This window comes from Streptomyces sp. NPDC057302, from assembly GCF_042667685.1.
GTDB lineage: Bacteria > Actinomycetota > Actinomycetes > Streptomycetales > Streptomycetaceae > Streptomyces.
In genome coordinates this window covers 1-26,211 of the sequence record NZ_JBHUZJ010000082.1, presented here as the reverse complement: position 1 = coordinate 26,211, position 26,211 = coordinate 1, and the positions used below count along the sequence as shown (strand labels likewise).

Below are 26,211 nucleotides of genomic sequence, written 5' to 3'. Positions count from 1 at the left end.
GCACGCCCACGCCGGAACACCCGCACGCCCAAGGAGCAGCCATGACCGCCGCCGCGAACGCCGCGCCCGCCGCCACCCGCATCGCGATCGTCACCGGCGCGAGCAGCGGCATCGGCGCCGCCACCGCGCGCGGACTCGCGGCCGCCGGCTACCGCGTCGTCCTCACCGCCCGCCGCAAGGACCGCATCGAGGCCCTCGCCGCCGAGCTCACGGCCGCGGGCCACGACGCGATGGCGTACGCGCTCGACATCACCGACCGCGCGGCCGTGGACGAGTTCGCCACCGCCTTCCGCAAGATCGCGGTCCTGGTGAACAACGCGGGCGGCGCGCTCGGCGCCGACACCATCGCCACCGGCGACCCGGCCGACTGGCGCCAGATGTACGAGACGAACGTCATCGGCACCCTGAACGTCACCCAGGCCCTGCTCCCCGCGCTCACCGCCAGCGGCGACGGCACGATCGTGGTCCTCTCCTCCACGGCGGGCCACGGCACGTACGAGGGCGGCGGTGGCTACGTGGCCGCCAAGCACGCCGAGCACGTACTCGCCGAGACCCTGCGCCTGGAGATCGTCGGCACCCCGGTCCGCGTCATCGAGGTGGCCCCCGGCATGGTCAAGACGGAGGAGTTCGCCACGACCCGCTTCGGCGGCGACACGGAGAAGGCCGCGAAGGTCTACGCGGGCGTGGCCGCCCCCCTCTCGGCGGACGACGTGGCGGACACGATCACCTGGGCGGTAACCCGCCCGCCCCACGTCAACATCGACCTCCTGGTGGTCCGCCCCCGCGCCCAGGCCTCGAACACGAAGATCCACCGGGAGCTGTGACGTCGGGGGCTGTGACGTCGGGGGCGGGTTCGGAGGGCGGGGTCGGGGGCGGGGGCGGGCCAGGGAGGCTGTTGCCGTTCAGCCCTTCACGCAGATGACCTGCTTCAGCTTGGCCACGACCTGCACCAGATCGCTCTGCTGCTCCATGACCTTCTCGATCGGCTTGTAGGCGCCGGGGATCTCGTCCACGACGCCCGAGTCCTTGCGGCACTCGACGCCCCGCGTCTGCTCCTCCAGGTCCTGCGTCGAGAAGCGCTTCTTCGCGGCGTTGCGGCTCATCCTCCGGCCGGCGCCGTGCGAGGCCGAGTTGAAGGAAGCCGCGTTGCCGAGGCCCTTCACGATGTACGAACCCGTGCCCATCGAGCCGGGGATGATCCCGAAGTCGCCGCTGCCCGCACGGATCGCGCCCTTCCGCGTGACCAGCAGGTCCATCCCGTCGTACCGCTCTTCGCTGACGTAGTTGTGGTGGCAGGAGATCACCGGCTCGAAGGCCGGCTTCGCCTTCTTGAACTCCTTGCGGACCACGTCCTGGAAGAGCCCCATCATGATCGAGCGGTTGTACTTCGCGTACTCCTGCGCCCAGAAGAGGTCGTTCCGGTAGGCCGCCATCTGCGGGGTGTCCGCGATGAAGACCGCCAGGTCACGGTCGATGATTCCCTGGTTGTGCGGCAGTTTCTGGGCCACCCCTATGTGGTGGTCGGCCAGCTCCTTGCCGATGTTCCGGGAGCCGGAGTGCAGCATCAGCCAGACCGAACCCGACTCATCGAGACAGAACTCGATGAAGTGATTCCCGGATCCGAGCGTTCCCATCTGCTTCGTTGCCCGATCCTGACGGAATTTGACCGCATCGGCGATCCCGTCGAAGCGCGACCAGAAGTCGTCCCAGGCGGACGTCCCGAACCCGTGCAACCGCCCCGGATCCACGGCATCGTCATGCATCCCCCGCCCCACCGGAATCGCCTGCTCGATCTTCGACCGGAGCCGCGACAGATCGCCCGGCAGGTCGTTCGCCGTCAGCGAGGTCTTGACCGCGGACATTCCGCAGCCGATGTCCACACCCACCGCCGCGGGACACACCGCCCCCTGCATGGCGATCACCGAGCCGACCGTCGCACCCTTGCCGTAGTGGACGTCCGGCATGACGGCCAGGCCCTTGATCCAGGGCAGGGTCGCCACGTTCTGGAGCTGCTGGAGTGCGACGTCCTCGACCGACGCCGGGTCCGTCCACATCCGGATCGGTACCTTTGCCCCGGGAACCTCCACGTACGACATAGCGTCCTCATTCCCCCGTAGTTGCCCGTAATTGCCCATAGTTAGCTGTAGTTGAACAGGCGTGTCGAACGTCTCGTAGCGCAAATACCGGCGCCAAGGTCAACGAAAGGTACGACGGACCGGCGTCCACGGCATTGCGTGCGATACACATTGTGTCCACCGGTCGCCCATCAGCGGCAACCCAATATCCCCGGCGCGAAGGAGCCCACACGGTGCAGCGGAAGGCCTACGTACCAGGCGTCGCAGCTCTCCTCGCGGCGCTGCTCGCCGGCTGCACGGGCGGGGGCGCGCTCGGCGGTGAGCCGGACGACTCCAAGCCCGGCGACACCGGCGGCACGACCGCGGCCGCCGAGCCCGGCAAGTACCGCACGCTCACCGAACCCTGCGGCCAGGTCGACCGCGGCACGCTCGACTCGATGCTGCCCGGCATCAAGGAGATGCCGGACGAGGAGCAGCAGGAGAAGGCGTACGAGGGTGCCCCCACCGTCACCTTCGACACCGACCGGCGTGTGGGCTGCCGCTGGAAGGTGGAGTCCTCCGACGCCACCCACCATCTGCTCGTCGACTTCGAGCGCATCGTGTCGTACGACGGCGGCGTCAGCGACGACACCCGCGCCACGGAGGTCTACTCCTCGAAGGTGCAGAAGGCGGACCTGCCCGAGCCCTCCGGCACCCCGACCGCCGGTGAAGGTGAGGGTGACGGCGAGGACGAGGGAACGGGGGGCGAGCCGTCCGACGATTCCAGTACAGATGCCGACAAGTCGGGCAAGGGTGACGGCAAGGGTGACGGGGACAACAGTGGGTCCGGTGACTCCGGCGACTCCCCCCAGGAGGCCGTCACGCCCCTCGGCCTCGAGCCCCGCATCCTCGACGACCTGGGCGACGAGGCCTTCCTCGACGACGCGCTCACGACGTCCGGGTCCGCGACCCGGCACCGCACGGTGACTGTGGTGTTCCGCACGTCGAACGTCATCGTGACCGTCGAGTACGACGAGCAGCCGGGGCGTCGCACCGACATCCCCGACAGCAAGGAAATGCAGGACAAGGCGCAGGAACTGGCCGGAAAGCTGGCCGACAGCTTCTCCGATTAGGGACGGTTCGCGGGGGTGGCCGGCTCTCCGGAAGCGGAGTCGTCCACGTCGGGCACGGCGTACCGTGGCCCATCGAACCGCCGACAGACGACAGCCGTCCTGAGTGACTCGAGTGAAGGAACCATGCACCGACCAGCACAGCGACTCACCCGCATACTCACCTGCGCAGCCGCCGTACCGGTGATCCTCGTTGCCTCCGGCTGCTCCTCCGACTCGGGCTCGGACGAGGCCAAGAAGGACTCGGGCTCGAAGGCCTCCGCCTCGGCCTCGGGCAAGGGCAAGGACAAGGCCGCGACCGTGGAGAAGGCGGCGTTCAGCAAGCTGCCCGAGCCCTGCGAGGTCCTGTCGAAGAAGTCGCTCGAGGACCTCGTCCCGAAGGCGAAGGACAAGTCGGGCAAGGCGGGCACGTCCGACGACACGTCGGCGCGTGGCACCTGCTCCTGGGACAGCCTCGACAACAACGGCGTCGACGGCTCGCAGTTCCGCTGGCTCCGCGTCTCGCTGATGCGCTTCGACTCGGACGCGTCGCTGGGCAGCGGCGCCAAGCGCGCGCAGAACAGCTTCGCGAAGCAGGTCGCGGACGCGCAGGCGACGGAGGGCGCGAAGAGCGTCAAGACGGAGCCGGTGCCCGGCATGGGCGACCAGACGACGGTCGTGACGTACGACCTGAAGAAGGACAAGGAAAACTTCAAGCAGCAGACGGTCGTGACGCGCGTGGAGAACGCGATCGTCACGATCGACTACAACGGAGCGGGCCTGGCGGGCGACAAGGCGCCGAGCGCGAAGGAGCTGTCCAAGTCGGCCGAGAAGGCCGCCAAGGAGGCCTCGGAGGCGGTCGTCTCCGCGAACAAGGCGGGCGGCGACTCGTCCTCGTCGCCGAAGGGCTCGGAGAGCCCCAAGTCGGACGACTCCAAGTCGGACAAGCCGAAGTCGAGCGCCTCCAAGTCCAGCAGCAAATCGAGCAGCAAGTCCAGCAGCAAGCCCAAGAGCTGACGCAGGACGCGGAGACCGCGGCACGCGCCACGCGTGCAACTCGCGGCGCAGTCAAGGCAGTTGTGGAGCCCGGCCCCTCGGTGGCCGGGCTCCTGCCGTACCGGCACATCGCGTTCCGTATGCGTGTGCCAGGCTGTCGCTCGCAACAAACCGAACAGGGAGGGGTTCGCGGGTGGCCGCGATGCAGCTGACACGCACGCACCGGATACTCATCGGCGTCGTCGTAGCCGGTGCGGTCGTCATCGCCGCGATCGGTTTCGCGGGGTCGTACACGGCCGTGCGTGACCTGGCCGAGCAGAAGGGCTTCGGCGGCTTCTCGGTGGTCTTCCCGATCGGCATCGACGCGGGCATCTGCGTCCTGCTGGCGCTGGATCTGCTCCTGACGTGGATCCGCATCCCCTTCCCGCTGCTCCGTCAGACGGCGTGGCTGCTGACCGCCGCGACGATCGCCTTCAACGGCGCTGCCGCCTGGCCGGACCCGCTGGGCGTGGGCATGCACGCCGTCATCCCGATCCTGTTCGTGGTCTCGGTCGAGGCGGCGCGGCACGCGGTGGGCCGGATCGCGGACATCACCGCCGACAAGCACATGGAGGGCGTACGCCTCACGCGCTGGCTCCTCTCCCCCGTGCCCACCTTCAAGCTGTGGCGCCGGATGAAGCTGTGGGAGCTGCGCTCCTACGAGCAGGTCATCAAGCTGGAGCAGGACCGCCTGATCTACCAGGCCCGCCTACAGGCCCGCTTCGGCCGCAACTGGCGCCGCAAGGCCCCGGTGGAATCCCTGATGCCGCTGCGCCTGGCGCGCTTCGGCGTTCCGCTGGCGGAGACGGCTCCCGCCGGGCTCGCGGCGGCGGGCATCGAGCCCGCGCTGCTTCCGCCGGCGCCGACGCCGGTTCCGGCGGAGCCGCAGCAGCCGGAGCTGGTGGCGCCGTCCGCGCCGCAGCTGGCGGCGGAGGCACAGACGCAGGCGCAGACGCAGGCACAGGCACAGACGCAGGACTCGCAACAGCAACAGCCCCAGCCGGAGCCGGAGCCCGAAGCTGCGCAAGTGAGCCCGTGGTTCGCGGCTCAGCAGCCTTCGTACGTTCCCGAAGAGCCGCACGACCAGTGGTACGCGGACCAGCAGGCGTACGCCGAGCAGCAGGCCTATGCCGACCAGCAGGCCTACCTGGAGCAGCAGCAGGCGTACTTCGACGAGCAGGGCAACGCCGGGGCTGAGGCCGCCGCTCACCCGGAGGCCGCGTTCCCGGTGCCCGCGGGTCCCGGCCGCACGCGCCCCCTCGGGGGCCAGCATCTGATTCCGGGCCCGCGCGAGGAGCAGGCCCCGGTCGAGGGCGACGCGATCGAGGAGGCCCCGGAGGATCTGGAGCCGCTGCCCGACGCGTCAGGGCTCCCGGACGACGTGTCGCGCGAGGACGCGTACTTCGCGGCGTTCCGCAAGTACGTGAGCGAGCTCGGGGACTACCCCAACGCCCGGCAGTTCGGCCTGTACTTGATGGACCTGTACGGCGTCACGGGCCAGGCGGGCGGCCCTCCGGCGGAGAGCACGCTGCGGCCCTACCTGCGGGACTTCCGGGGGCGCTACCAGGAGGACCTGGACTCCGAGTACAGCGCGTAGCGGAGGGGGGCCTGGAGGCTCAACCCCTGCTGCGGGCGCGGCTCTTGCTGCTCTCGCCCCAGACGGCGAGGGCGGCGCCGACGATGAACAGGGCGAGGTAGCCGGGGGTGGGGATGTCCCACCACTTGTGGAAGAGCCCCCAGGGCCCGTCCCCGAACTGGCGCCCGGCGAAGCCGAGCGCGCCCTGGATCCCGACGACCCATCCGACGATGGAGATGATTTCCTTCATACGTCCACGATCACTCGCCCCGGGGCGTTGTTCATCCTGCCCCGGAGTGATCTCCCGGTAATCCAAAGGATGCAGCGCACCTCCACGCCGCCCCTCGCCGCACTCTCCCTTACGTCCTTCGCTTCGCGGCGGTCCAGTCCCCGGCACGCAAAAGGGGGCGCCGCCCAGAAACTGGACGGCGCCCCCCTCTGCGTAAGCGCTACGCGCCAAGAAGCTTGCGCACCCGCTCCGCGCCCACGGCGAGCAGCAGCGTGGGCAGGCGCGGGCCCGTCTCCCGGGTGACCAGGAGGCGGTACAGGAGCGCGAAGAACGAGCGCTGGGCGACCTTGATCTCCGGGGGGAGATCCTTCGCCGTCGCGTCCGGGGAGAATCCGGCCTGCACCTTCGGCACGCCGTACACCAGGTGCGTCAGACCGTCGAGGGACCAGTGCGAGTCCAGGCCCTCAAGGAGCAGCCGCAGCGACTCGCGGCCCTCCTCGTCCAGGGACGCGAGCAGCTCCGCGTCCGGCTCCGCGCGCACGATCGTGCGGGCGTCGGCCGGGACCTGGGTGGTGATCCAGTTCTCGGCGCGGTCGAGCCGGGGCCGCGCCTCGTCCAGGGACGAGATCGGGTCGGAGGGGTCCAGGTCGCGCAGGATGCGCAGGGTCTGGTCCTCCGCGCCCGCCGTGACGTCCGCGACGGACGCGAGCGTCCGGTACGGCAGCGGACGCGGCGTCGACGGCAGCTCACCGGCGGCCGTGCGCACCGCACGCGAGTGCGCGGCGGCGTCGGCGGGCAGCGCGGAGCCGTCGGCGACCTTCGCGTCCAGCTTGTCCCACTCGTCGTAGAGCCGCTGGATCTCCTGGTCGAAGGCGATCTTGAAGGACTGGTTGGGCCTGCGGCGGGCGTAGAGCCAGCGGAGGAGCGGCGCCTCCATGATCTTCAGGGCGTCGGCCGGGGTCGGCACACCGCCCTTGGAGGACGACATCTTCGCCATGCCGGAGATGCCGACGAACGCGTACATCGGACCGATCGGCTGCACGCCGTCGAAGATCTCGCGCACGATCTGCCCGCCGACCACGAAGGACGACCCGGGAGACGAGTGGTCCACGCCGCTCGGCTCGAAGATGACGCCCTCGAACGCCCAGCGCATGGGCCAGTCGACCTTCCAGACCAGCTTGCCGCGGTTGAACTCGCTGAGGTGGACCGTCTCGGTGTGCCCGCAGTCCGCGCACACGTACGAAAGCTCGGTGCTCTCGTCGTCGTACGACGTGACCGTCGTCAGGTCCTTCTCGCACGCCCCGCAGTACGGCTTGTACGGGAAGTACCCGCTGGAGCCGCCGCTGCCGTCGTCCTCACTCGCGGCGCCGGACCCCTCGGCGGCCTCGAGCTCGGCCTCGTCGACGGGCTTCTGCGACTGCTTCTGGCCGCCCTTCCCGGGGGCCTTCTTGGTTCGGTACTGGTCCAGGATCGCGTCGATGTCACCGCGGTGCTTCATCGCGTGCAGGACCTGCTCGCGGTAGACGCCCGCGTTGTACTGCTCGGTCTGGCTGATCCCGTCGTACTCCACGCCCAGCTCGTCGAGCGCCTCGGTCATGGCCGCCTTGAAGTGCTCGGCCCAGTTCGCGTACGCGGAACCGGCCGGGGCGGGCACGGAGGTGAGGGGCTTGCCGATGTGCGCGGCCCAGGACTCGTCGATGCCGGGGACGCCTGCCGGGACCTTGCGGTAGCGGTCGTAGTCGTCCCAGGAGATCAGGTGCCTGACCTCGTGCCCGCGCCGCCGGATCTCGTCCGCGACCAGGTGCGGGGTCATGACCTCGCGGAGGTTGCCCAGGTGGATCGGGCCCGAGGGGGAGAGCCCGGAGGCGACGACGACCGGTTTGCCCGGGGCACGACGCTCCGACTCGGAGATGACCTCGTCCGCGTAGCGGGAGACCCAGTCGGTGGTATCGGTGCTCTGAGCCACGATCGGCACGCCTTTCTGCTTCTGATCTTCTTCTACGTGAGTACCGCTGTCGCGGCCATTCTCCCAGCAAGCCACGCGAGAGCGAAAACGGCTTTGTGCCCCGTGGGATACTTGCCGGGTCTATCTGAACCTCGAGGAGAACGGCATCCACTCCATGGCCTCGGTCACGTCCCTCACCGCCTCCGTCCACCAGCGCCTCGCGGACGCCCTCTCGGCTGCCCTGCCGGAGGCCGGCGCCGCCGACCCGCTGCTGCGACGAAGCGACCGGGCCGACTACCAGGCCAACGGGATCCTGGCCCTCGCCAAGAAGGCGAAGGCGAACCCGCGCGAGCTCGCGACGAAGGTCGTGGACGCTCTCCCCGCCGACGACGGCATGATCAAGGACGTCGAGGTCTCGGGCCCCGGCTTCCTGAACGTCACGGTCACCGACAAGGCGATCACCGAGAACCTCGCCGCGCGCGCCGCCGACGGCGAGCGGCTCGGCGTGCCGTTCGCGGAGAAGCCGGGTACGACGGTCATCGACTGGGCCCAGCCGAACGTGGCCAAGGAGATGCACGTCGGCCACCTCCGGAATTCGGTGATCGGCAACTCCGTCGTCAGGATCCTCGAGTTCACGGGCGAGAAGGTCGTCAGCCGCCACCACATCGGCGACTGGGGAACCCAGTTCGGCATGCTCGTGCAGTACCTGATCGAGCACCCGGACGAGCTGGGCCACCAGGCCGCGGAAGGTGACGAGGCCGGCGAGGAAGCCATGTCCAGCCTCAACCGCGTCTACAAGGCGTCGAAGGTGCTCTTCGACTCCGACGAGGAGTTCAAGACGCGTGCCCGGCGCCGGGTGGTGGACCTCCAGGCGGGCGACCCCGAGACGCTCGCGATCTGGCAGCGGTTCGTGGACGAGTCGAAGGTCTACTTCTACTCGGTCTTCAACAAGCTGGACGTGGAGATCCGCGACGAGGACATCGTCGGCGAGTCCGGGTACAACGACATGCTGGCGGAGACCTGCCGCATGCTGGAGGAGTCCGGCGTCGCGGTCCGGTCGAACGGCGCGCTGTGCGTCTTCTTCGACGACGTGAAGGGCCCGGACGGCAACCCGTCCCCGCTGATCGTCCAGAAGTCCGACGGCGGCTTCGGTTACGCGGCCACCGACCTCTCCGCGATCCGCGACCGCGTCTTCAACATCAAGGCCGACACCCTGCTGTACGTGGTGGACGCGCGGCAGTCCCTGCACTTCAAGATGGTCTTCGAGACGGCCCGCAGGGCGGGCTGGCTGACCGACGGCGTCGAGGCGGTGCAGCTCGGCTTCGGCACGGTACTCGGCAAGGACGGCAAGCCGTTCAAGACGCGTGAGGGCGAGACCGTACGCCTGATCGACCTCCTCGACGAGGCGATCGAGCGGGCGTCGGCCATCGTGCGCGAGAAGGCCCAGGACCTCTCCGAGGAGGAGATCGCCGAGCGCGGCGCCCAGGTGGGCATCGGCGCGGTGAAGTACGCGGACCTGTCGACGTCGGCGGTGCGCGACTACAAGTTCGACCTGGACCAGATGGTGTCGATGAACGGCGACACGTCGGTGTACCTCCAGTACGCGTACGCCCGTATCCAGTCGATCCTGCGCAAGGCGGGCGACGTGTCGCCCCAGGCGCACCCGGAGCTCGAACTGGCCCCCGCCGAGCGGGCATTGGGCCTGCACGTCGACCAGTTCGCGGAGACGGTCGCCGAGGTCGCCGGGGAGTACGCACCGCACAAGCTGGCGGCGTACCTCTACCAACTGGCGTCGCTGTACACGACGTTCTACGACCAGTGCCCGGTCATCAAGCCGAAGCCGCCGCAGGACGTCGCAGAGAACCGCCTGTTCCTCTGCGACATCACGGCCCGCACCCTGCACCAGGGAATGGCCCTGCTCGGCATCAGGACCCCCGAGCGCCTCTGAGCCCCGTCAGCCGCCCAGTGCGGCTCCGAGCCTCCGCAGTCCCTCGGCGATCTCGTCGGGGGACTGCGTCACGAAGCACATCCGCAGGGTCGCGGGGTCGGGCTCTCCGGCATAGAACGGGGCCCCGGGCACGTACGCCACGTCATGCCTGACGACCTCGGGCAGCAGCGCACCGGTGTCGTACCCCTCGGGCAGCGTCGCCCAGACGAACATGCCGCCCTCGGGCCGAATCCAGCTGGACCCCTCAGGCAACGCGTCCGCGAGGCCCAGCAGCATCGCGTCGCGCCGCTCGCGGTACGCCCCCGCGACACGGGCGACGTGCGCGTCCAGGTCGTTGTCCGCCAAGTACCGTGCCGCGGCGAGCTGGTTGACGGTCGGCGTATGCAGATCCGCCGCCTGCTTGGCCACCGCACACGCCCGCAGCAGCGCCGCGGGCCCCCGCAGCCAGCCGAGCCGCAGACCCGGAGCCATCACCTTCGAGAAGCTGCCGAGGAGTACGGTGCGGTCCTCGGCCCCCGGGTACGTCGCGATCCACGGCAGCCGCTCGCCCTCGAACCGCAGCTCCCCGTACGGGTCGTCCTCCACGATCCACAGCCCGCGCCGCGCGGCCACGGCGGCGACCTCCGCGCGCCGCCCGGCGGGCAGCGTGCGGCCCGTCGGGTTCTGGAAGGTGGGGACGGTGTAGAGCAGCTTCGGCCGGTGCGCGGCGACGAGTTCGTCGAGCGCGGCCGGGTCGATGCCCGCCTCGTCGCACGGCACGGGCACCACGCGCGCGCCCGCGAAGGCGAAGGCCTGAAGCGCCGCCAGGTAGCAGGGGTTCTCGACGAGGACGGTGTCCCCGGGCTCCACGAGCGCCGTCGCGAGCAGCGAGAGCGCCTGCTGCGAGCCGGTGGTGACGAGCACATCGTCCGCGTCGGTGGGCAGCCCGCGCGCCGCCGTCCTGGCGGCTATCGCGGCGCGGAGAGCGGGTTCGCCCTCCGTCGTGGAGTACTGCAGCGCCCTGCCGGGCGTCGCCGTCAGGACCGCCTGGAACGCGGCGGCGACCCCCGCCGCGTCGAACAGCTCGGGCGCCGGAAGCCCGCCCGCGAAGTTGATGACCTCGGGGCGGGCGGTGACCGCGAGGATCTCCCGCACCGGAGAGCCACCGACCGCTGCGGCTCGCGCGGCGAGGGGCGGGGTGGGGGCGGCGGTGGCGTTCGGGACGGCGGCGGCGGTGACGGTCATCTGCGGCTCCTTGGGTTGTCGGGCAGATTAGGCGGTCCGTGCCGCATACAAGTTTCATTTCGCGATACGGACAGTGCTCGATCTACCGGATCCGCCGGATCCGCCTGGGCCGCCTGATCCGCCGGACAGGTGCGGGTGCAGGTGCAGGTCGCTACGCCGGCGGGTCCGGCACGTCGTCGTTGTTCCGGTTCGTCTTCGTCCACTTCTTGCTGTTGAGCGAGAACCCGTAGACGGGACGGCCCCGGTCGCCGCTCGTGGCGAACGGCTTCCCCGTGTCGTCGATGCGCACCGTGCCGTGCCGGTCGCCGCTGGACCACTCCAGTTCCAAGTACCAGCGTACGTAGCGGGTTTCGGCGGTGGCGTTGATGTAGAACGCCTCGGGGTCGCTCGCGCTCACGGTGTAGGGGAACCCGTCGCTCGCGGACTGGGGGGCCGGGCGGGGCACCGACGCGTCCAGGTTGAGGTCGAAGGAGTGCTGGGGCACCTTGCCTCCGCAGCCGACGCCGAGGTAGCCCATCTTGTAGTTGTTCCACGAGAGCGGGGCGCTGGCTGCGGCGACGCGGACGTTCAGTGACTCCAGGACGACGGTGTCCTTGCCCGTGCCCTGGACGACCAGCTTCACGGTCTGCTCCCTGGCGGAGACCGCGCCGTTCGCGGAGACCCAGCCGGGGGCGTCCTGCTCGTTGGGGGGCGGGGAGAGGTCGGCGGGATCCTTGTCGACGAGGTAGGGGTGGCCGCAGGGTGCGTACCAGTACTGGGCCTGGGTGGAGACGGTCACCGGGGCGTCGCCCTTGCCGGCCTCCCCCTTGCCGTCGCCCCCGGCGGCGGAGGCTCCTGTCCCGTCGTCCGTCCTGCCGCCGGGACCCTTGTCCGCGCCCTGCGGCTCGCCGGAGCCCTTCGCCGCCTTGCCCGGCTCGCCCTTCCCGGACTCCTTGCCGGTCTCCTTGCCGGACGGCGACGCGGACTTCGCGCCGTCCGGGCCCCGCTTTCCCCCGTCGAAGGCGGTCGGGGTGTCGGTGGCGACGCGGTCGTGGCCACCGCTGTCGTCGGCGGCCCGTACGGCGACGGCGGTGGCGCCGAGCGCGAGGACCACACCGGCGGCGACGAGCACACGCGCCCTGGGCAGCCGTCCGCCCCCGGGCCGCCCCGCCGTCGGGGCTCGGCCGATCACGATGCCGGACCCCACGTCGTCGGAGGCCTCGGCGGGCGAATCGTCGGCGGGCGGGGTGGCGGCGACCGGAGTAACGGCGGCCGGAGTAACGGCGGCCGGGGCAACGACATCCGGAGCGGCAGCATCCGGCGTCGCAGCGGGCGAGGCGGCCTCGCCCGCCTTGCGGTCGCCTCTCGACGCGTCGGCCAGGATCCACCGCCGGTGGACCTCGACCATCTCCTCCCGCGAGGCCTTGCACACCCGGGCCAGCCGCTCCAGCGGAGCGAACTCCGTCGGTACGGCCGACCCGCTCACATAGCGGTGCAGCGTCGACGTCGACACATGCAACCGCTTGGCCAGCGCTCCGTAACTGAGCCCCGACCTCTCCTTCAACTCCCGGAGCAACTCCGCGAGATCGCCCGCCCCCACGCTCTCTCCCATTCCGTTCATCCGTTCCAGGGAACGGAGTTCTCGCAGCTCACGGCCGTACGAACATCCCGGCGTCCCCAACTGTCGTGCCGCACCGGCTGCCGGGACGGATCCCCGCACAAGCTGTGGGCCATACAAGCACGCCGTGCCCGAAAGCCTTGGGCCGCGACGCGCGTCTGCCCCGTCACACCGAAAGAGACCAGCCATGCGACTCACCACCAAAGCCGCCGCCACCGCCGCGGCCCTCACCGCCGCGCTCTCCCTCACCGCGCTCGGCAGCGCCGCTTCGGCCGCGACGCCCGCCGCCAAGGCGGCGCCGATCACCTGCACCGCCGCCACCACCAAGGTGACCGTCGAGCAGGTCGCGAGCCCCCTCAACCACCTGCTCCTGAAGGCCAAGAACACGGGTACGAAGGCGTGTTACGCGTACGGCGCACCGTACCTCCGCTTCGACGACGCACAGGCCGCCACCACGTGGCTGGACGACAGCGTGCCGCAGGCGGTCGTCACGCTGGAGCCGGGCAAGAGCGCGTACGCGGGCATCGCCACGTCGTCACCGGAGGGCTCGAACGGCTACCAGGCCGACAAGCTGGGCGTCCTCTTCTCCAACCGCGGGATGAACGGCGGCGCGGGCGGCACGGCGGCGGCCAAGCTGCCGGGCGGCGGCGTGTACGTGGACGACTCGGCGTTCGTCACGTACTGGCAGACGTCGGCGTCGGACGCCCTGCAGTGGTGAGCACGGCCCGCTGACCGCGCCCCACCCACCTCCCGGTAAGTACGCACAAAAAAGTAGGTACTTGTCCGCTTCTCCGTACGCGGGAAGGATCGGAGGCGTTCCCACCCCACGCCTCCGATCGGAGTTCCACAGCCATGTCCGCACGGCCCACGCAGCCCGCTCAGTCCCCCGTAACCGTCCTGGGCCTCGGCCTCATGGGCACCGCGCTCGCCTCCGCGCTCCTGAAGGCCGGCCACCCCACCACCGTGTGGAACCGCACCGCGGCCAAGACGGGCCCCCTGGCCGCCCAGGGCGCGACCCCGGCGGACACCGCGAGAGACGCCGTCACCGCGAGCCCCCTGACCATCGTCTGCCTCACCACCAACGAGAACGTCCGCGCCCTCCTCGCCCCGGAGGCAACGGCCCTCGCAGGCCGCACCCTGGTCAACCTCACGAACGGATCGCCCTCCCAGGCACGGGAGTTGGCGCAGTGGGCCGCCGAGCACGGCATCACGTACATCGACGGCGGCATCATGGCCGTACCCCAGATGATCGCCACGCCCGGCGCGTACATCCTCTACAGCGGCACGGACGAGGCCGCCTACGAGACGCACCGCCCCACGCTGCGGGCCCTCGCGGACACCAGGTGGGTCGGCAAGGACCCCGGCCTCGCCGCCCTGTACGACCTGTCCCTGCTCACCGGGATGTACGGGATGGTGATGGGCGTCGCGCAGGCCTACGCGCTGATCGGCACCGAGGGCATCGCGGCCCGCGAATTCGCGCCGCTCCTGGGCGACTTCGTCGTCGCCATGACGCAGAGCCTCGTACCCGGCACGGCCGAGGCGCTGGACACCGGGCAGCACCTCACGGACGTGTCCAGCCTCGCCGTCAATCAGGCCGCCCTGCCCAACTTCCTGAGCGCCTACGCCGAACAGGGCATCAGCGGCGCCCTGTTCGAGCCCCTCCAGGCGGTCCTGGACCGCGCAATCGCCGAGGGGTACGCGGCCGACGGACTCTCGCGCCTCCCGGAGCTGCTCAAGCAGAGCTGAGAAGCAGGGCAGGCCAGAAGCAGAGCTAAGGCACCAGCACGACCTTCCCCGTGGTCTCCCGCCGCTCCATGGCCGCGTGCGCCGCAGCCGCCTCCGCCAGCGGGAAAGCCTGCACGGCGGGCACCAACTCCCCCTTGGCTGCGGCCTCCAGCGCCCGACGCTGGTGCTCGGGCCCGTCCTCGGGGTGCTCGATGAGCCCCAGCAGCGCGTTGACGACGGAGATCCCCCGCTCCTCCACGACACCCGCGTCCGGCTCGAACCCTTCCTGCGAGGACCAGCCGATGACCACGTACCGCCCGCCCTCGCCGATCAGCCCGAACGCGGCGGCGGACTTCTCGCCGCCCACCCCGTCGAGCACGACGCTCACCTGACGCCCGTCGAGCCGTTCCCGCACGAGGTCCGCCCAGCCGGGCTTGTTGTAGTCGACGGCGAGATCGGCGCCGAGCTCCCAGACGGCCTCGACCTTCTCGGGCCCACCGGCGGCGCCCACGACGACCGCCCCGACGGCATGGGCGTACTGCACCACGAGCCGCCCCACGCCACCGGCGGCGGACGTCACCAGCACCACGTCGTCGGAGGTGAGCCGGGCGGCGTCCAGGAGGCCCATGGCCGTCGCCCCGGTCATCACCATGGTCACGGCGGCCTCGTACCCGAGCCCGTCCGGCACCTCGTGCAGCTGCGCGAGGTCGGCCACGGCGAGCTCGGCGTACCCGCCGGGCGCACTGCGCGGGGTCACGACGGACCGCCCCAGCCACGCGGCGTCCACACCGGGGCCCACCGCGTCGACGACCCCGGCCGCCTCCCCGCCGAGGACGGCGGGCAGCTCGGGCAGCGGCGGCGCCATGTCGCTCGCCGCGCCCCGCCGCATGACGGTCTCGACGTAGTGAACTCCCGCCGCCCGCACGGCGATCCGCACCTGCCCCGGCCCCGCGACGGGGTCGGGCAGGGTCTCGTACGTCAGGTTCTCGGCGGGCCCGAACTCGTGCAGCACAACGGCGCGCATGCGTCCTCCTCGGAAGGTCGAAAGCCCGTCCTGTGGGCTCCGATGCACACCACTCTGCAACCTCAAGCAAACTTGAGGTCAACCCGCCAATATCCTCAGAGCTGCTTGGCCACCTCGGTCGCCCAGTACGTGAGGATCATGTTCGCGCCCGCGCGCTTGATGCCCGTGAGGGACTCCATGATCGCCTTGTCCCGGTCGATCCAGCCGCGCTCGGCGGCGGCCTCGATCATCGAGTACTCACCGGAGATCTGGTACGCGGCGACCGGCACGTCCACGGAGTCGGCGACCTTCGCCAGGATGTCCAGGTAGGGGCCCGCGGGCTTCACCATGACCATGTCGGCGCCCTCTTCGAGGTCGAGCGCCAGCTCCCGCAGGGACTCACGGGCGTTGGCCGGGTCCTGCTGGTACGTCTTGCGGTCGCCCTTCAGGGACGAGCCGACGGCCTCCCGGAAGGGGCCGAAGAAGGCGGAGGAGTACTTGACGGTGTAGGCGAGGATGGAGACGTCCTCGTGCCCGACCTGGTCCAACGCGTCGCGCACGACACCGATCTGACCGTCCATCATGCCGCTGGGCCCCACCACGTGGGCGCCCGCGTCGGCCTGGACCTGCGCCATCTCGGCGTACCGCTCAAGGGTGGCGTCGTTGTCGACGCGCCCCTGCGAGTCCAGGACACCGCAGTGCCCGTGATCGGTGAACTCGTCCAGGCACAGGTCGGACATGACGATGAGGTCGTCGCCGACCTCCGCGCGCACATCGCGCAGGGCGACCTGGAGAATCCCGTCCGGATCGGTGCCGACGGTCCCGGCGGCGTCCTTCTTCGCCTCCTCCGGCACCCCGAAGAGCATGATCCCCGAGACCCCGGCCTCCATCGCCTCGACGGCGGCCTTCTTCAGGCTGTCGCGGGTGTGCTGGACGACGCCGGGCATGGCGCCGATCTCCACCGGGGCGCTGATTCCCTCGCGCACGAACGCGGGCAGGATCAGATCGGCCGGATGCAGCCGCGTCTCGGCGACCATGCGCCGCATGGCGGGAGTGGTCCGCAGCCGGCGGGGCCGGGCCCCGGGGAACGATCCGTACGTGCTCACTGTCTCTCTCACCTCACGCTGTGTTTGGAACGCGGCCTCGCGCCGGGCCAACCCCAAACGCCGGACAGGCTGGAATATCCAGCCTGTCCGGCGTTTGAGGACGAACTCGGCGAAGCCGGTGATTTACGGTACGCCCAGGCGTCAGGGCGCCGTACGCCGCCTACGGGAACCCGGCCGCCGCTCGCTCGGCCGGGTGACGGGGTCCCCCGCCTCCAGGGCGGAGAGTCTGCGCCGCGTCCCGAACTCGGCCAGCGCCTCGGCCAGCTTGTGGACCGAAGGCTCCGGAGCCATCACGTCCACCCGCAGCCCGTGCTCCTCCGCCGTCTTGGCAGTGGCGGGGCCGATGCACGCGATGACGGTCACGTTGTGCGGCTTGCCGGCGATGCCGACAAGGTTGCGCACGGTCGAGGAGGACGTGAAGAGCACGGCGTCGAAGCCGCCGCCCTTGATCGCCTCACGCGTGTCCGCCGGGGGCGGCGACGCGCGCACCGTCCGGTAGGCGGTGACGTCGTCGACCTCCCACCCGAGATCGATGAGCCCGGCGACCAGGGTCTCCGTGGCGATGTCGGCCCGCGGCAGGAAGACACGGTCGATCGGGTCGAAGACCGGGTCGTACGGCGGCCAGTCCTCCAGGAGACCCGCGGCCGACTGCTCACCGCTGGGCACCAGGTCGGGCTTCACGCCGAAGGCGACGAGCGCCGCGGCGGTCTGCTCGCCCACCGCCGCGACCTTGATCCCGGCGAAGGCACGCGCGTCGAGCCCGTACTCCTCGAACTTCTCGCGCACCGCCTTGACGGCGTTGACGCTGGTGAAGGCGATCCACTCGTAGCGGCCCGTGACGAGCCCCTTGACCGCGCGCTCCATCTGCTGGGGCGTGCGGGGCGGCTCCACGGCGATGGTCGGCACCTCGTGCGGCACCGCTCCGTAGGAACTCAGCTGGTCGGAGAGCGAGGCAGCCTGCTCCTTCGTACGCGGAACGAGCACCCGCCACCCGAAGAGCGGCTTCGACTCGAACCACGACAGCTGATCGCGCTGGGCGGCGGCGGACCGCTCACCGACGACGGCTATGACGGGCTGGCCTCCGTCGGGCGAGGGCAGCACCTTCGCCTGCTTGAGGACCTGCGCGATGGTGCCGAGGGTCGCCTGCCACGTGCGCTGACGCGTCGTCGTACCGGCGACGGTCACCGTCATCGGGGTGTCCGGCTTGCGGCCCGACGAGACGAGCTCACCGGCGGCCGCGGCCACGGAGTCCAGGGAGGTCGACACGACCAGCGTTCCGTCGGATGCCCCCACCTCGCTCCAGCAGCGGTCGGACGCGGTGCGCGCGTCGACGAAACGCACGTCCGTGCCCTGGGCGTCGCGCAGCGGAACACCCGCGTAGGCGGGTACACCGACCGCCGCCGCGATGCCGGGCACGACTTCGAAGGAAATGCCCTCGGCCGCGCAGGCGAGCATCTCCTCGGCGGCGTAGGTGTCGAGGCCGACGTCGCCCGTGACGGCACGTACGACCCGCTTGCCGCCGCGCGCCGCCTCCATGACAAGATTGGTGGCGGCTCGCAACGAAGACGCTTCGGTGATCGCTGACGCGTCGTCAACTGCCCCTGGCTGAGGTGTGTCCACACCTCCCCTGGCATGCGCGCGAACGACGTCGAGCACATCCGGCTCGGCGATCAGCACGTCCGCTCGGGCCAGCGCCTCTACGGCGCGCAGCGTAAGTAGTCCCGGATCTCCGGGTCCGGCACCCAGGAAGGTGACGTGCCCGTGTGCGGGAAGGCCGGGAAAGTTCGAGGTGGGGCTCAAAGTGCTCGCTCCCCCATCAGACCGGCCGCGCCCTTGGCAAGCATCTCGGCAGCGAGTTCACGGCCGAGCGCCAAGGCTTGGTCATGCGTCTCGGGCACGGGACCGGTGGTGGACAGCTGCACCAGCGTCGAGCCGTCGGTTGCCCCGACGACGCCGCGCAGGCGCATTTCCTTGACAATCTGCCCGTCGGCCAGAAGGTCGGCCAGCGCTCCCACGGGTGCGCTGCAGCCGGCCTCCAGGGCGGCGAGCAGGGATCGCTCGGCGGTCACGGCGGCCCGGGTGTACGGGTCGTCGAGCTCGGCGAGCGCGGCGGTCAGCGACGCGTCGGACGCGGCGCATTCGATCGCCAGTGCCCCCTGGCCGGGGGCGGGCAGAACTGTGTCGACCGACAGGAAGTCGGTCACCTCGTCGATCCTGCCGACGCGGTGGAGTCCGGCGGCGGCGAGCACGACGGCGTCGAGCTCCCCCTTGTGCACGAACCCGATGCGTGTGTCGATGTTCCCGCGGATCGGCACGGTCTCTATCGCGATCCCGTGGTTGCGGGCGTAAGCGTTGAGCTGCGCCATGCGACGGGGCGAACCGGTGCCGATGCGCGCACCGCTCGGCAGCTCGCCGAAGGTCATCCCGTCGCGCGCGATGAGCACGTCACGGGGGTCCGCGCGCAGCGGTACCGCGGCCAGGGCCAGGTCGTCCGGCTGTGCGGTCGGCAGGTCCTTCAGCGAGTGGACGGCGAAGTCGACCTCGCCGCCGAGCAGCGCGTCACGCAGGGCGGTCACGAAGACGCCGGTGCCGCCGATCTGTGCCAGCTGCTCACGGGACGTATCGCCGTACGTCGTGATTTCCACGAGCTCTACGGGGCGGCCGGTCACCCGGCTCACGGTCTCGGCCACCTGCCCGGACTGGGCCATGGCCAGCTTGCTGCGCCGTGTCCCGAGCCTTAGTGCCCTCTCGGTCATGCCCGGCCTCGATTCGGATCTGATGGTGATGCGTTCTGATCGTTGGATTCATTGATCTTGTCGGCCCTGCTGACGGCGGCGACCGTCTGCGGGTCGAGGTCGAAGAGGGTGCGCAGGGCGTCCGCGTACCCGGCGCCGCCGGGCTCGCTCGCCAGCTGCTTGACCCGCACGGTGGGTGCGTGGAGCAGCTTGTCGACGACGCGGCGGACGGTCTGGGTGATCTCCGCGCGCTCCTTCTCCGGAAGTCCGGGGAGCCGTCCGTCGAGCCGCGCGATCTCGTTCGCGACGACGTCGGCGGCCATGGTGCGCAGGGCGACCACGGTCGGCGTGATGTGCGCGGCCCGCTGCGCGGCGCCGAAGGCGGCGACCTCGTCGGAGACGAGTCCGCGCACGCGCTCCACGTCCTCGGCCATCGGGGCGTCGGCGGACGCCTCGGCCAGCGACTCGATGTCGACGAGCCGTACGCCGTCGATGCGGTGCACGGCGCCGTCGATGTCGCGGGGCATGGCCAGGTCGAGCAGGGCGAGCAGGACGTTGCCGGTCTCGACCATCGAGGGACGGCGGCGGCGCCGCTCGGGCACCCGTCCGGTGGCGGTCACGGCCGCGGCGAGCGCGGTGATCGTGTCGGCCTCGCTCTGCGGGTCGTCGCGGCGCTCGGCGGGCGCGTTGTCCACCCAGGCCGCGTGCTGCTCCAGGGTCGCGGCGTCCATCCCGGCCACCGCGTCCTCGCCCATGACGGAGAACCCGACCCCGCGGCCCACGCCCGCTCCTTCACCGGCACCGCCGGAGAGCCCGAGCGGGCACGCCTCGTCGGTGTCGTACGCAGCGGAGGGGGCGGGAGTGCCGGAGCCGGGCGCGAGGGGTGCGCCGACCATGACGGGCGCGCCCGTACGGTCCGCGACCCCGGCAGCGACTGCCTCGGCCGTCAGGACCAGACCCGTGGCGCCGGTACAGGAGACGGCGACATCTGCACGTGTCAGTTCGGCCGCCACCTGGTCCATCGGCACGGCGCGCGCGATGGTGCCGGTGCCGCCCTCGGAGAGGATCTCGGCCAGGCGGTGGGCCCGGTCGAGGGTGCGGTTGGCGACGACGACCTCGTGGACCCCGGCGCGCGCGAGCGTCGCCGCGGCGAGCGAGGACATCGAGCCCGCGCCGATGACCAGGGCGCGCTTGCCCTTGGCCCACGTCTCGACGGGCTCGCGCCCCGCGAGCTGTTCGAGGCCGAAGGTCACGAGCGACTGCCCGGCCCGGTCGATGCCGGTCTCCGAGTGCGCGCGCTTGCCGACCCGCAGGGACTGCTGGAAGAGGTCGTTGAGCAGGCGCCCCGCGGTGTGCAGCTCCTGGGAGCGCGCGAGGGCGTCCTTGATCTGGCCGAGGATCTGGCCCTCGCCCACGACCATCGAGTCCAGGCCGCAGGCCACCGAGAACAGGTGGTGGACGGCTCGGTCCTCGTAGTGGACGTACAGATAAGGGGTGAGCTCTTCCAGGCCCACACCGCTGTGCTGCGCGAGCAGGGTCGACAGCTCGGCGACGCCCGCGTGGAACTTGTCCACGTCCGCGTACAGCTCGATGCGGTTGCAGGTGGCGAGCACGGCCGCCTCGGCCGCGGGCTCGGCGGCGAGCGCGTCCTGCAGGAGCTTGGCCTGTGCGTCGGCGGAAAGGGCGGCCCGCTCCAGCACGCTCACCGGAGCGCTGCGATGGCTCAGCCCTACGACCAGGAGACTCATGCCGGCATCACGGCGGGGACGTCCCCGTCGGGTCCTTTGCGCTGCTGCTTGGCGGCGGCGGGCGGCTCGACACCGTCGGCCGCCGCTTCCTCACCGGCCTTGCGCTGCTCGTGGAAGGCGAGGATCTGCAGCTCGATGGAGAGGTCCACCTTGCGTACGTCGACGCCCTCGGGCACGGAGAGAACGGTGGGCGCGAAGTTCAGGATCGAGGTCACACCGGCGGCGACAAGCCGCTCGCAGACCTGCTGGGCGGCGCCCGCCGGGGTCGAGATGACGCCGATGGAGACGCCGTTGTCGCTGATGATCTTCTCGAGCTCGTCGGTGTGCTGCACCGGCATCCCCGCGACGGGCGTGCCCGCCATGGCCGGGTCGGCGTCGATCAGCGCCGCGACACGGAAGCCGCGCGAGGCGAATCCGCCGTAATTGGCGAGCGCCGCGCCGAGGTTACCGATGCCGACGATCACGACGGGCCAGTCCTGGGTCAGGCCGAGCTCGCGTGAGATCTGGTAGACGAGGTACTCGACGTCGTAGCCCACACCGCGCGTCCCGTAGGAACCGAGGTAGGAGAAGTCCTTGCGCAGCTTCGCGGAGTTGACCCCCGCGGCGGCCGCGAGCTCCTCGGAGGAGACCGTGGGCACCGAGCGCTCCGACAGAGCGGTGAGGGCTCGGAGGTACAGCGGAAGCCTGGCGACGGTGGCCTCGGGAATCCCTCGGCTGCGGGTCGCCGGTCGGTGAGTTCGGCCAGTTGCCACGGTGCTCCTGCGGGTAGAGCGGGGCTTTAGGCGGTCACACGTCCCCAGACCGCCCCGTCGAAAGCAGGCTATGTCTTTGTGAACGCGTGCACAAAGATGGTGTCCGATTTGCCCGGCCAACGTGACCGGGGTCACGCGCCCCCGGCGCACGCTCCGGGAACCGGCGCGCATGAGGCTGCGGTGCTCAATTGATGGGGGCAAAACCGCACACTCTCCTCACGATCATCGCCCCCGAGACCAAACCGCCCACGATCCTAAGGGACCATTCGGGCCACTTGTACTACTCAGTCAGTCTCGATCGGGACTAGGCGGCGAGCTCGCGACGCAGTCGATCTTCATCGACCCGCCAGAACGTGTGCTGCTCACCGTCCACGAGAACCACCGGGATCTGTTCCCAGTAGGCACGATTGAGCTCTTCGTCCTGCGTGATGTCCTTCTTCTCCCATGCGACTCCCAGCTCGCCGCAGACCTTCTCGATCACCAGCTGTGCGTCATCACACAGATGACACCCGGGCTTACCGATCAAGGTGACCGTCCGGTCCTGGGGCTTCTTCTTCTCCGTACGGCGAAAAATCGGGCTCATGACACCATTCTCGCCCCACCGACGCGCCGCGCGGCCCGTCCGTTTAACGGTGCGGTCGCGGAGAGTTCACAGCGTCGAATCCTGCCGACTCCGGAACGACCGAACGAACTAGCTATGCTCACGACATGGCCGCTCTCGGATGGCTCACCCCCCGTAGGCGCTCCGCCACCGCGCGGAGCGTGTTGGCAGGCGAGGCCTCGGCTGAGGCAGCGCGCAAGTCCTCCCAGGAGATGGAGGCGCTGGAAGACCTCGCGGCGGCGGCATCGCCCGAGGAACCACAGGAGCCGGAGTTCCCGGTCGTCGGCGACGACAAGGCCGCGGCCTTCTTCGACCTCGACAACACCGTGATGCAGGGCGCCGCGATCTTCCACTTCGGCCGCGGCCTGTACAAGCGGAAGTTCTTCGAGCGCCAGGAGCTGGCCCGATTCGCCTGGCAGCAGGCATGGTTCAGGCTCGCCGGCGTCGAGGACCCCGAGCACATGCAGGACGCCCGCGACAGCGCCCTGTCCATCGTCAAGGGCCACCGCGTCGCCGAGCTGATGTCCATCGGCGAAGAGATCTACGACGAGTACATGGCCGAGCGGATCTGGCCGGGCACGCGCGCCCTCGCCCAAGCCCATCTCGACGCGGGCCAGAAGGTCTGGCTGGTCACGGCCGCCCCGGTGGAGACGGCGACGATCATCGCCCAGCGCCTGGGCCTGACCGGCGCGCTCGGCACGGTCGCGGAGTCCGTGGACGGCGTCTATACGGGAAAGCTCGTCGGCGAACCCCTGCACGGCCCGGCGAAGGCCGAGGCCGTTCGCGCGCTCGCCGCTGCGGAGGGCCTGGACCTGGCCCGCTGCGCCGCGTACAGCGATTCGCACAACGACATCCCGATGCTCTCGCTCGTCGGGCATCCCTACGCGATCAATCCCGACGCCAAACTGCGCAAGCACGCACGCGAGCGGGACTGGCGCCTGCGGGACTACCGCACCGGCCGCAAGGCCGCCAAGGTCGGCATCCCGGCCGCCGCGGGCGTAGGCGCCATCGCGGGCGGCACGGCAGCTGCCATCGCCCTGCACCGCCGCCGCCACTGAACATTCCCTCGGTCCTACCCCGCCCGGGCTCCCGCCAGTCACGCTGATAGCACTCGGCCACAACACGCCCCGTGCCGAGACGGAATGTGAACTATTTCGATCAACAAGCGTTCACTGTGTGCTACTTGAACGGGCATAGACCGGTAACAGAAGCGACGTAACCGGTGATTTGAGCAACTGGGTGTAGTGCCGCCTGTACGAAGCGTTATTCTCCTCAGACGCATTACGGACCCCACACGTCGCTACGACGGGTGAACGGTTCCGCACTGCACGTGATGGAAGCTCTGCCTCTGGGAGTCCCGTGTACCCACACGTCGGGGTTGACGCCTCGGGCCTGGCTACGCTGCGCGCAACGGTCGCCGACCGCTTGCGCGGCTTCGTCCCCACCGCGTACGCCGGCCCCGCCGTCCCCGCATTTGCCGTCCCCACACCCGCCGGGCCCGTCTATGCCCTGGCGGACAGCGGCGCGGCGGTCAGCAGACGGGCCCGTTCCGCCTCTGCCGCCACCTCAACCCCCACCCCCCGCCGTCCCGCCGCGGACAGCGACAGCGCCCGCATGATGGACCTCGTCGAACGCGCCCAGGCGGGCGAGTCCGACGCCTTCGGCCGTCTCTACGACCAGTACAGCGACACGGTCTACCGCTACATCTACTACCGAGTCGGCGGCAAAGCGACCGCCGAAGACCTCACCAGCGAGACCTTTCTGCGCGCCCTGCGCCGCATCAGCACCTTCACCTGGCAGGGCCGCGACTTCGGCGCCTGGCTCGTCACGATCGCCCGCAACCTGGTCGCCGACCACTTCAAATCGAGCCGTTTCCGCCTCGAAGTGACCACCGGTGAAATGCTCGACGCCAATGAGGTCGAGCGCAGCCCCGAGGACTCCGTCCTGGAGTCCCTCTCCAACGCCGCACTGCTCGACGCCGTGCGCCGCCTCAACCCCCAGCAGCAGGAGTGTGTGACCCTGCGCTTCCTGCAGGGCCTCTCGGTCGCCGAGACCGCTCGGGTGATGGGCAAGAACGAGGGCGCGATCAAGACCCTCCAGTACCGCGCGGTCCGCACACTGGCCCGGCTCCTGCCGGACGACGTGCGCTAGCGCCGCACGCCGTCAGCAGCCGCCAATAGCCCTCTGTAGCCGTGCGGAGTCTTCAACTCACCCTCCGTGGCGGCCAGATGGCCGCCACGGAATTCGGGCGGTCCGATCATCCTCCGTCCGTAACCCAAGTGCCGAGACGCTCGTTGTGCGGGATGCAGGCTCCCTGTGGTCGCTCCCTGAACTTCCCCAAGCTCTTAAAGAGCAGGGGACGCCCCACTCGCTCACTCGATCGTGTGGAAGCGTTCAGGTAGTGCAACCCTCAGGACCCCCTGGGGAGTCGACCGTCATGACGAGAGGAGGTGCCGCCAGTGATCGCGAACGTATCGGCACACCGGCGGGCGAACGCCTTCGCCCAAGCCTTGGAGGAGCAATCCGACCAGGGCCCGGCGGCCGAGCAGACCGAAGGTTCCGTCACACCCGAATCCGTGTCGTCGGAACAGACGCCACCGGACCGGATGCTGGCCCTCGCTACCGGCCTCGGTGAACTGCCGAAGCCGGAGCTGGACCCCGAGGTCAAAGTGGTCCAGCGGGCCCAGCTCGTAGCTGCCATGGAGGCCATGCTCCTGGAGGGCACGGCCGCGGGCGGTGGGATCATCGGCACCTCGGTGCCCGAACAGCGGTCCCGCAAAGGTGCCCACCGGGCCACGGGACTGCGCAAACTGAAGCCGCGCTCCAGGCTGTCGAAGGGCATCGCCGCCGGCGGGCTCACCGTCGGCGTGGCGGCGGGGGCGTTCAGCGGAGTGGCCGCGGCCAGCTCGGACGCGCTACCGGGCGATTCGCTGTACGGCCTCAAGCGCGGCATGGAAGACCTCAAGCTCGGCATGGCCGACGGCGACAGCGACAAGGGCGGGATCTATCTCGACCACGCGTCGACGCGCCTGAACGAAGCCCGCCGTCTCATGGAGCGGGGCCGCTCGGGCGCCCTCGACCACGAGTCGCTCGGCGAGATCAGGCGAGCCCTCTCGGGCATGCGGCACGACGCCACGGAAGGCCACCGCCTGCTGCACGAGGCGTACGAGAGAGACGGCTCGCTCGGCCCCATCCAGACCCTGTCCGCCTTCTCCGAGTCACACCGCCGAAGCTGGCGCGACCTGCGCAGCAGGCTGCCCGTCCAGCTCGGCGACGTGGGCGAGCAGGTGAACTCGGTCTTCGACGCGATGGACCAGGAAGTGGAACCCCTCCGCTCCCTGCTCCCCCGCACCCCGGACAAGGGCAGCACCCCTGACCGGCCCAGCCAGGGCGGCTCCGCCGACTCCTCGGCCCCGGACAGCCCGTCGGCCCCGGACTCGTCCCCCCGGGACGGCTCCAGTTCCGACAAGGGCGAGCCCCGTCCGTCGGCCCCGGACAAGGACGAGGACGACGGCTTGCTGGGCGGCAACACGGGCGGTCTCCTGGACCCCCCGAAGTCGGACACCACCCCGAGCAGCCCGTCGAACGGCGACTCGTCCGCCAAGGAGAAGACCCCCTCGGCCAAACCGGACGTCACGGTGCCGCCGATCCTGCCGGGCCTGCTGCCGGGCCTGGGGATCGACGAGGAGGACGCGAAGTAGCGGTACGCAGTGAGGGAGGGGCCGGATCCAGCGGATCCGGCCCCGCCCCCGGCGCGTATACACAAAAACGAGCCCACCCGACCACCCCCAAAAACGGATTGCGGCGTGGGGGTTAAACAGGGG

Annotated in this window: 22 protein-coding genes; 10 read left to right on the top strand and 12 right to left on the bottom strand. The window is 70.4% G+C overall.

Features of this window, described 5'->3' with window-relative positions; all coding sequences use genetic code 11:
* Nucleotides 1-41 precede the first annotated feature (41 nt).
* Complete coding sequence (locus ACFUPX_RS36610; RefSeq protein ID WP_383332654.1) at nucleotides 42-824, top strand: SDR family NAD(P)-dependent oxidoreductase; 783 nt, start codon at nucleotides 42-44, stop codon at nucleotides 822-824.
* 78 nt (nucleotides 825-902) lie between these two features.
* Here the strand turns inward: ACFUPX_RS36610 and ACFUPX_RS36605 are convergent, their stop codons facing one another.
* Complete coding sequence (locus ACFUPX_RS36605) at nucleotides 903-2,096, bottom strand: RtcB family protein (RefSeq protein ID WP_383332652.1); 1,194 nt, start codon at nucleotides 2,094-2,096, stop codon at nucleotides 903-905.
* Nucleotides 2,097-2,308: 212 nt separating this feature from the next.
* Between ACFUPX_RS36605 and ACFUPX_RS36600 the strand changes: the two genes are divergently transcribed.
* The 3 genes from ACFUPX_RS36600 (at nucleotide 2,309) to ACFUPX_RS36590 (ending at nucleotide 5,795) form a co-directional block, all read left to right on the top strand.
* Complete coding sequence (locus ACFUPX_RS36600) at nucleotides 2,309-3,187, top strand: DUF3558 domain-containing protein (protein WP_383332650.1); 879 nt, start codon at nucleotides 2,309-2,311, stop codon at nucleotides 3,185-3,187.
* A gap of 123 nt (nucleotides 3,188-3,310) precedes the next feature.
* Nucleotides 3,311-4,180: a DUF3558 domain-containing protein gene (locus tag ACFUPX_RS36595; protein ID WP_383332648.1), complete on the top strand. Its 870-nt coding sequence runs from the start codon at nucleotides 3,311-3,313 to the stop codon at nucleotides 4,178-4,180.
* Nucleotides 4,181-4,352: 172 nt separating this feature from the next.
* Entirely contained in the window at nucleotides 4,353-5,795 is a 1,443-nt protein-coding gene (locus ACFUPX_RS36590; RefSeq protein ID WP_383332646.1) for a DUF2637 domain-containing protein, read from the top strand.
* A gap of 19 nt (nucleotides 5,796-5,814) precedes the next feature.
* Here ACFUPX_RS36590 and ACFUPX_RS36585 read toward each other — a convergent pair whose 3' ends face one another.
* The gene (locus tag ACFUPX_RS36585; protein WP_383332644.1) at nucleotides 5,815-6,024 is read right to left on the bottom strand and encodes a hypothetical protein; all 210 of its coding nucleotides are present in this window, start codon (nucleotides 6,022-6,024) and stop codon (nucleotides 5,815-5,817) included.
* A 199-nt stretch (nucleotides 6,025-6,223) separates the two neighbouring features.
* A complete protein-coding gene (gene lysS / locus ACFUPX_RS36580; protein WP_383332642.1) occupies nucleotides 6,224-7,978 on the bottom strand; it encodes a lysine--tRNA ligase in 1,755 nt (584 codons plus the stop codon).
* A gap of 145 nt (nucleotides 7,979-8,123) precedes the next feature.
* Between lysS and argS the strand changes: the two genes are divergently transcribed.
* Entirely contained in the window at nucleotides 8,124-9,896 is a 1,773-nt protein-coding gene (gene argS / locus ACFUPX_RS36575) for an arginine--tRNA ligase (RefSeq protein ID WP_383332640.1), read from the top strand.
* 6 nt (nucleotides 9,897-9,902) lie between these two features.
* Here the strand turns inward: argS and ACFUPX_RS36570 are convergent, their stop codons facing one another.
* Together ACFUPX_RS36570 and ACFUPX_RS36565 are read right to left on the bottom strand one after the other, a co-directional pair.
* The gene (locus ACFUPX_RS36570) at nucleotides 9,903-11,120 is read right to left on the bottom strand and encodes a PLP-dependent aminotransferase family protein (protein ID WP_383332638.1); all 1,218 of its coding nucleotides are present in this window, start codon (nucleotides 11,118-11,120) and stop codon (nucleotides 9,903-9,905) included.
* Between the two features lie 151 nt (nucleotides 11,121-11,271).
* A complete protein-coding gene (locus tag ACFUPX_RS36565) occupies nucleotides 11,272-12,720 on the bottom strand; it encodes a helix-turn-helix domain-containing protein (RefSeq protein ID WP_383332636.1) in 1,449 nt (482 codons plus the stop codon).
* A 184-nt stretch (nucleotides 12,721-12,904) separates the two neighbouring features.
* On the opposite strand from ACFUPX_RS36565, the gene ACFUPX_RS36560 reads away from it, so the two are divergent.
* Nucleotides 12,905-13,435, top strand: a complete 531-nt coding sequence (locus ACFUPX_RS36560) for a DUF4232 domain-containing protein (protein ID WP_383332634.1) — start codon at nucleotides 12,905-12,907, stop codon at nucleotides 13,433-13,435.
* A 134-nt stretch (nucleotides 13,436-13,569) separates the two neighbouring features.
* The gene (locus ACFUPX_RS36555) at nucleotides 13,570-14,463 is read left to right on the top strand and encodes an NAD(P)-dependent oxidoreductase (protein ID WP_383332632.1); all 894 of its coding nucleotides are present in this window, start codon (nucleotides 13,570-13,572) and stop codon (nucleotides 14,461-14,463) included.
* 25 nt (nucleotides 14,464-14,488) lie between these two features.
* Here the strand turns inward: ACFUPX_RS36555 and ACFUPX_RS36550 are convergent, their stop codons facing one another.
* From ACFUPX_RS36550 to ACFUPX_RS36520, 7 genes are all read right to left on the bottom strand, one after another.
* Nucleotides 14,489-15,466, bottom strand: a complete 978-nt coding sequence (locus ACFUPX_RS36550) for a zinc-binding dehydrogenase (RefSeq protein WP_383332630.1) — start codon at nucleotides 15,464-15,466, stop codon at nucleotides 14,489-14,491.
* Between the two features lie 95 nt (nucleotides 15,467-15,561).
* Nucleotides 15,562-16,551, bottom strand: coding sequence for a porphobilinogen synthase (gene hemB / locus ACFUPX_RS36545; RefSeq protein WP_383332628.1), 990 nt, complete (start codon nucleotides 16,549-16,551; stop codon nucleotides 15,562-15,564).
* A gap of 141 nt (nucleotides 16,552-16,692) precedes the next feature.
* Nucleotides 16,693-18,351, bottom strand: a complete 1,659-nt coding sequence (locus ACFUPX_RS36540; protein ID WP_383332626.1) for a uroporphyrinogen-III synthase — start codon at nucleotides 18,349-18,351, stop codon at nucleotides 16,693-16,695.
* Nucleotides 18,348-19,307, bottom strand: a complete 960-nt coding sequence (hemC, locus tag ACFUPX_RS36535) for a hydroxymethylbilane synthase (protein WP_383332624.1) — start codon at nucleotides 19,305-19,307, stop codon at nucleotides 18,348-18,350. The genes ACFUPX_RS36540 and hemC overlap by 4 nt, the downstream gene beginning before the upstream one ends.
* Nucleotides 19,304-21,034, bottom strand: a complete 1,731-nt coding sequence (locus ACFUPX_RS36530; protein WP_383332622.1) for a glutamyl-tRNA reductase — start codon at nucleotides 21,032-21,034, stop codon at nucleotides 19,304-19,306. The genes hemC and ACFUPX_RS36530 overlap by 4 nt, the downstream gene beginning before the upstream one ends.
* Complete coding sequence (locus ACFUPX_RS36525; protein WP_383332620.1) at nucleotides 21,031-21,786, bottom strand: redox-sensing transcriptional repressor Rex; 756 nt, start codon at nucleotides 21,784-21,786, stop codon at nucleotides 21,031-21,033. Before ACFUPX_RS36525 ends, ACFUPX_RS36530 begins: the two co-directional genes overlap by 4 nt.
* Nucleotides 21,787-22,090: 304 nt before the next feature.
* Nucleotides 22,091-22,369, bottom strand: a complete 279-nt coding sequence (locus ACFUPX_RS36520; RefSeq protein ID WP_383332618.1) for a glutaredoxin family protein — start codon at nucleotides 22,367-22,369, stop codon at nucleotides 22,091-22,093.
* A gap of 125 nt (nucleotides 22,370-22,494) precedes the next feature.
* On the opposite strand from ACFUPX_RS36520, the gene ACFUPX_RS36515 reads away from it, so the two are divergent.
* From ACFUPX_RS36515 to ACFUPX_RS36505, 3 genes are all read left to right on the top strand, one after another.
* On the top strand, nucleotides 22,495-23,445 hold the full coding sequence (locus tag ACFUPX_RS36515; RefSeq protein WP_383332616.1) for an HAD family hydrolase: 951 nt from the start codon (nucleotides 22,495-22,497) through the stop codon (nucleotides 23,443-23,445).
* A gap of 301 nt (nucleotides 23,446-23,746) precedes the next feature.
* Entirely contained in the window at nucleotides 23,747-24,538 is a 792-nt protein-coding gene (locus ACFUPX_RS36510; RefSeq protein ID WP_160506459.1) for an ECF subfamily RNA polymerase sigma factor, BldN family, read from the top strand.
* A gap of 308 nt (nucleotides 24,539-24,846) precedes the next feature.
* Nucleotides 24,847-26,088 (top strand): DUF5667 domain-containing protein, encoded by a 1,242-nt coding sequence (locus tag ACFUPX_RS36505; RefSeq protein ID WP_383332614.1) that lies wholly within the window; start codon nucleotides 24,847-24,849, stop codon nucleotides 26,086-26,088.
* The last annotated feature ends 123 nt before the right edge of the window (nucleotides 26,089-26,211 follow it).

What these genes read in the sequence shown, in the direction of transcription:
- ACFUPX_RS36560 (WP_383332634.1), top strand. Translation starts at nt 12,905, where the DNA reads ATGCGACTCACCACCAAAGCCGCCGCCACCGCCGCGGCCCTCACCGCC.
- ACFUPX_RS36530 (WP_383332622.1), bottom strand. Translation starts at nt 21,034, where the DNA reads ATGAGTCTCCTGGTCGTAGGGCTGAGCCATCGCAGCGCTCCGGTGAGC.
- ACFUPX_RS36565 (WP_383332636.1), bottom strand. Translation starts at nt 12,720, where the DNA reads ATGAACGGAATGGGAGAGAGCGTGGGGGCGGGCGATCTCGCGGAGTTG.
- ACFUPX_RS36520 (WP_383332618.1), bottom strand. Translation starts at nt 22,369, where the DNA reads ATGAGCCCGATTTTTCGCCGTACGGAGAAGAAGAAGCCCCAGGACCGG.
- ACFUPX_RS36555 (WP_383332632.1), top strand. Translation starts at nt 13,570, where the DNA reads ATGTCCGCACGGCCCACGCAGCCCGCTCAGTCCCCCGTAACCGTCCTG.
- ACFUPX_RS36515 (WP_383332616.1), top strand. Translation starts at nt 22,495, where the DNA reads ATGGCCGCTCTCGGATGGCTCACCCCCCGTAGGCGCTCCGCCACCGCG.
- ACFUPX_RS36585 (WP_383332644.1), bottom strand. Translation starts at nt 6,024, where the DNA reads ATGAAGGAAATCATCTCCATCGTCGGATGGGTCGTCGGGATCCAGGGC.
- argS (WP_383332640.1), top strand. Translation starts at nt 8,124, where the DNA reads ATGGCCTCGGTCACGTCCCTCACCGCCTCCGTCCACCAGCGCCTCGCG.
- ACFUPX_RS36595 (WP_383332648.1), top strand. Translation starts at nt 3,311, where the DNA reads ATGCACCGACCAGCACAGCGACTCACCCGCATACTCACCTGCGCAGCC.
- ACFUPX_RS36570 (WP_383332638.1), bottom strand. Translation starts at nt 11,120, where the DNA reads ATGACCGTCACCGCCGCCGCCGTCCCGAACGCCACCGCCGCCCCCACC.
- ACFUPX_RS36610 (WP_383332654.1), top strand. Translation starts at nt 42, where the DNA reads ATGACCGCCGCCGCGAACGCCGCGCCCGCCGCCACCCGCATCGCGATC.
- hemC (WP_383332624.1), bottom strand. Translation starts at nt 19,307, where the DNA reads ATGACCGAGAGGGCACTAAGGCTCGGGACACGGCGCAGCAAGCTGGCC.
- ACFUPX_RS36605 (WP_383332652.1), bottom strand. Translation starts at nt 2,096, where the DNA reads ATGTCGTACGTGGAGGTTCCCGGGGCAAAGGTACCGATCCGGATGTGG.
- ACFUPX_RS36550 (WP_383332630.1), bottom strand. Translation starts at nt 15,466, where the DNA reads ATGCGCGCCGTTGTGCTGCACGAGTTCGGGCCCGCCGAGAACCTGACG.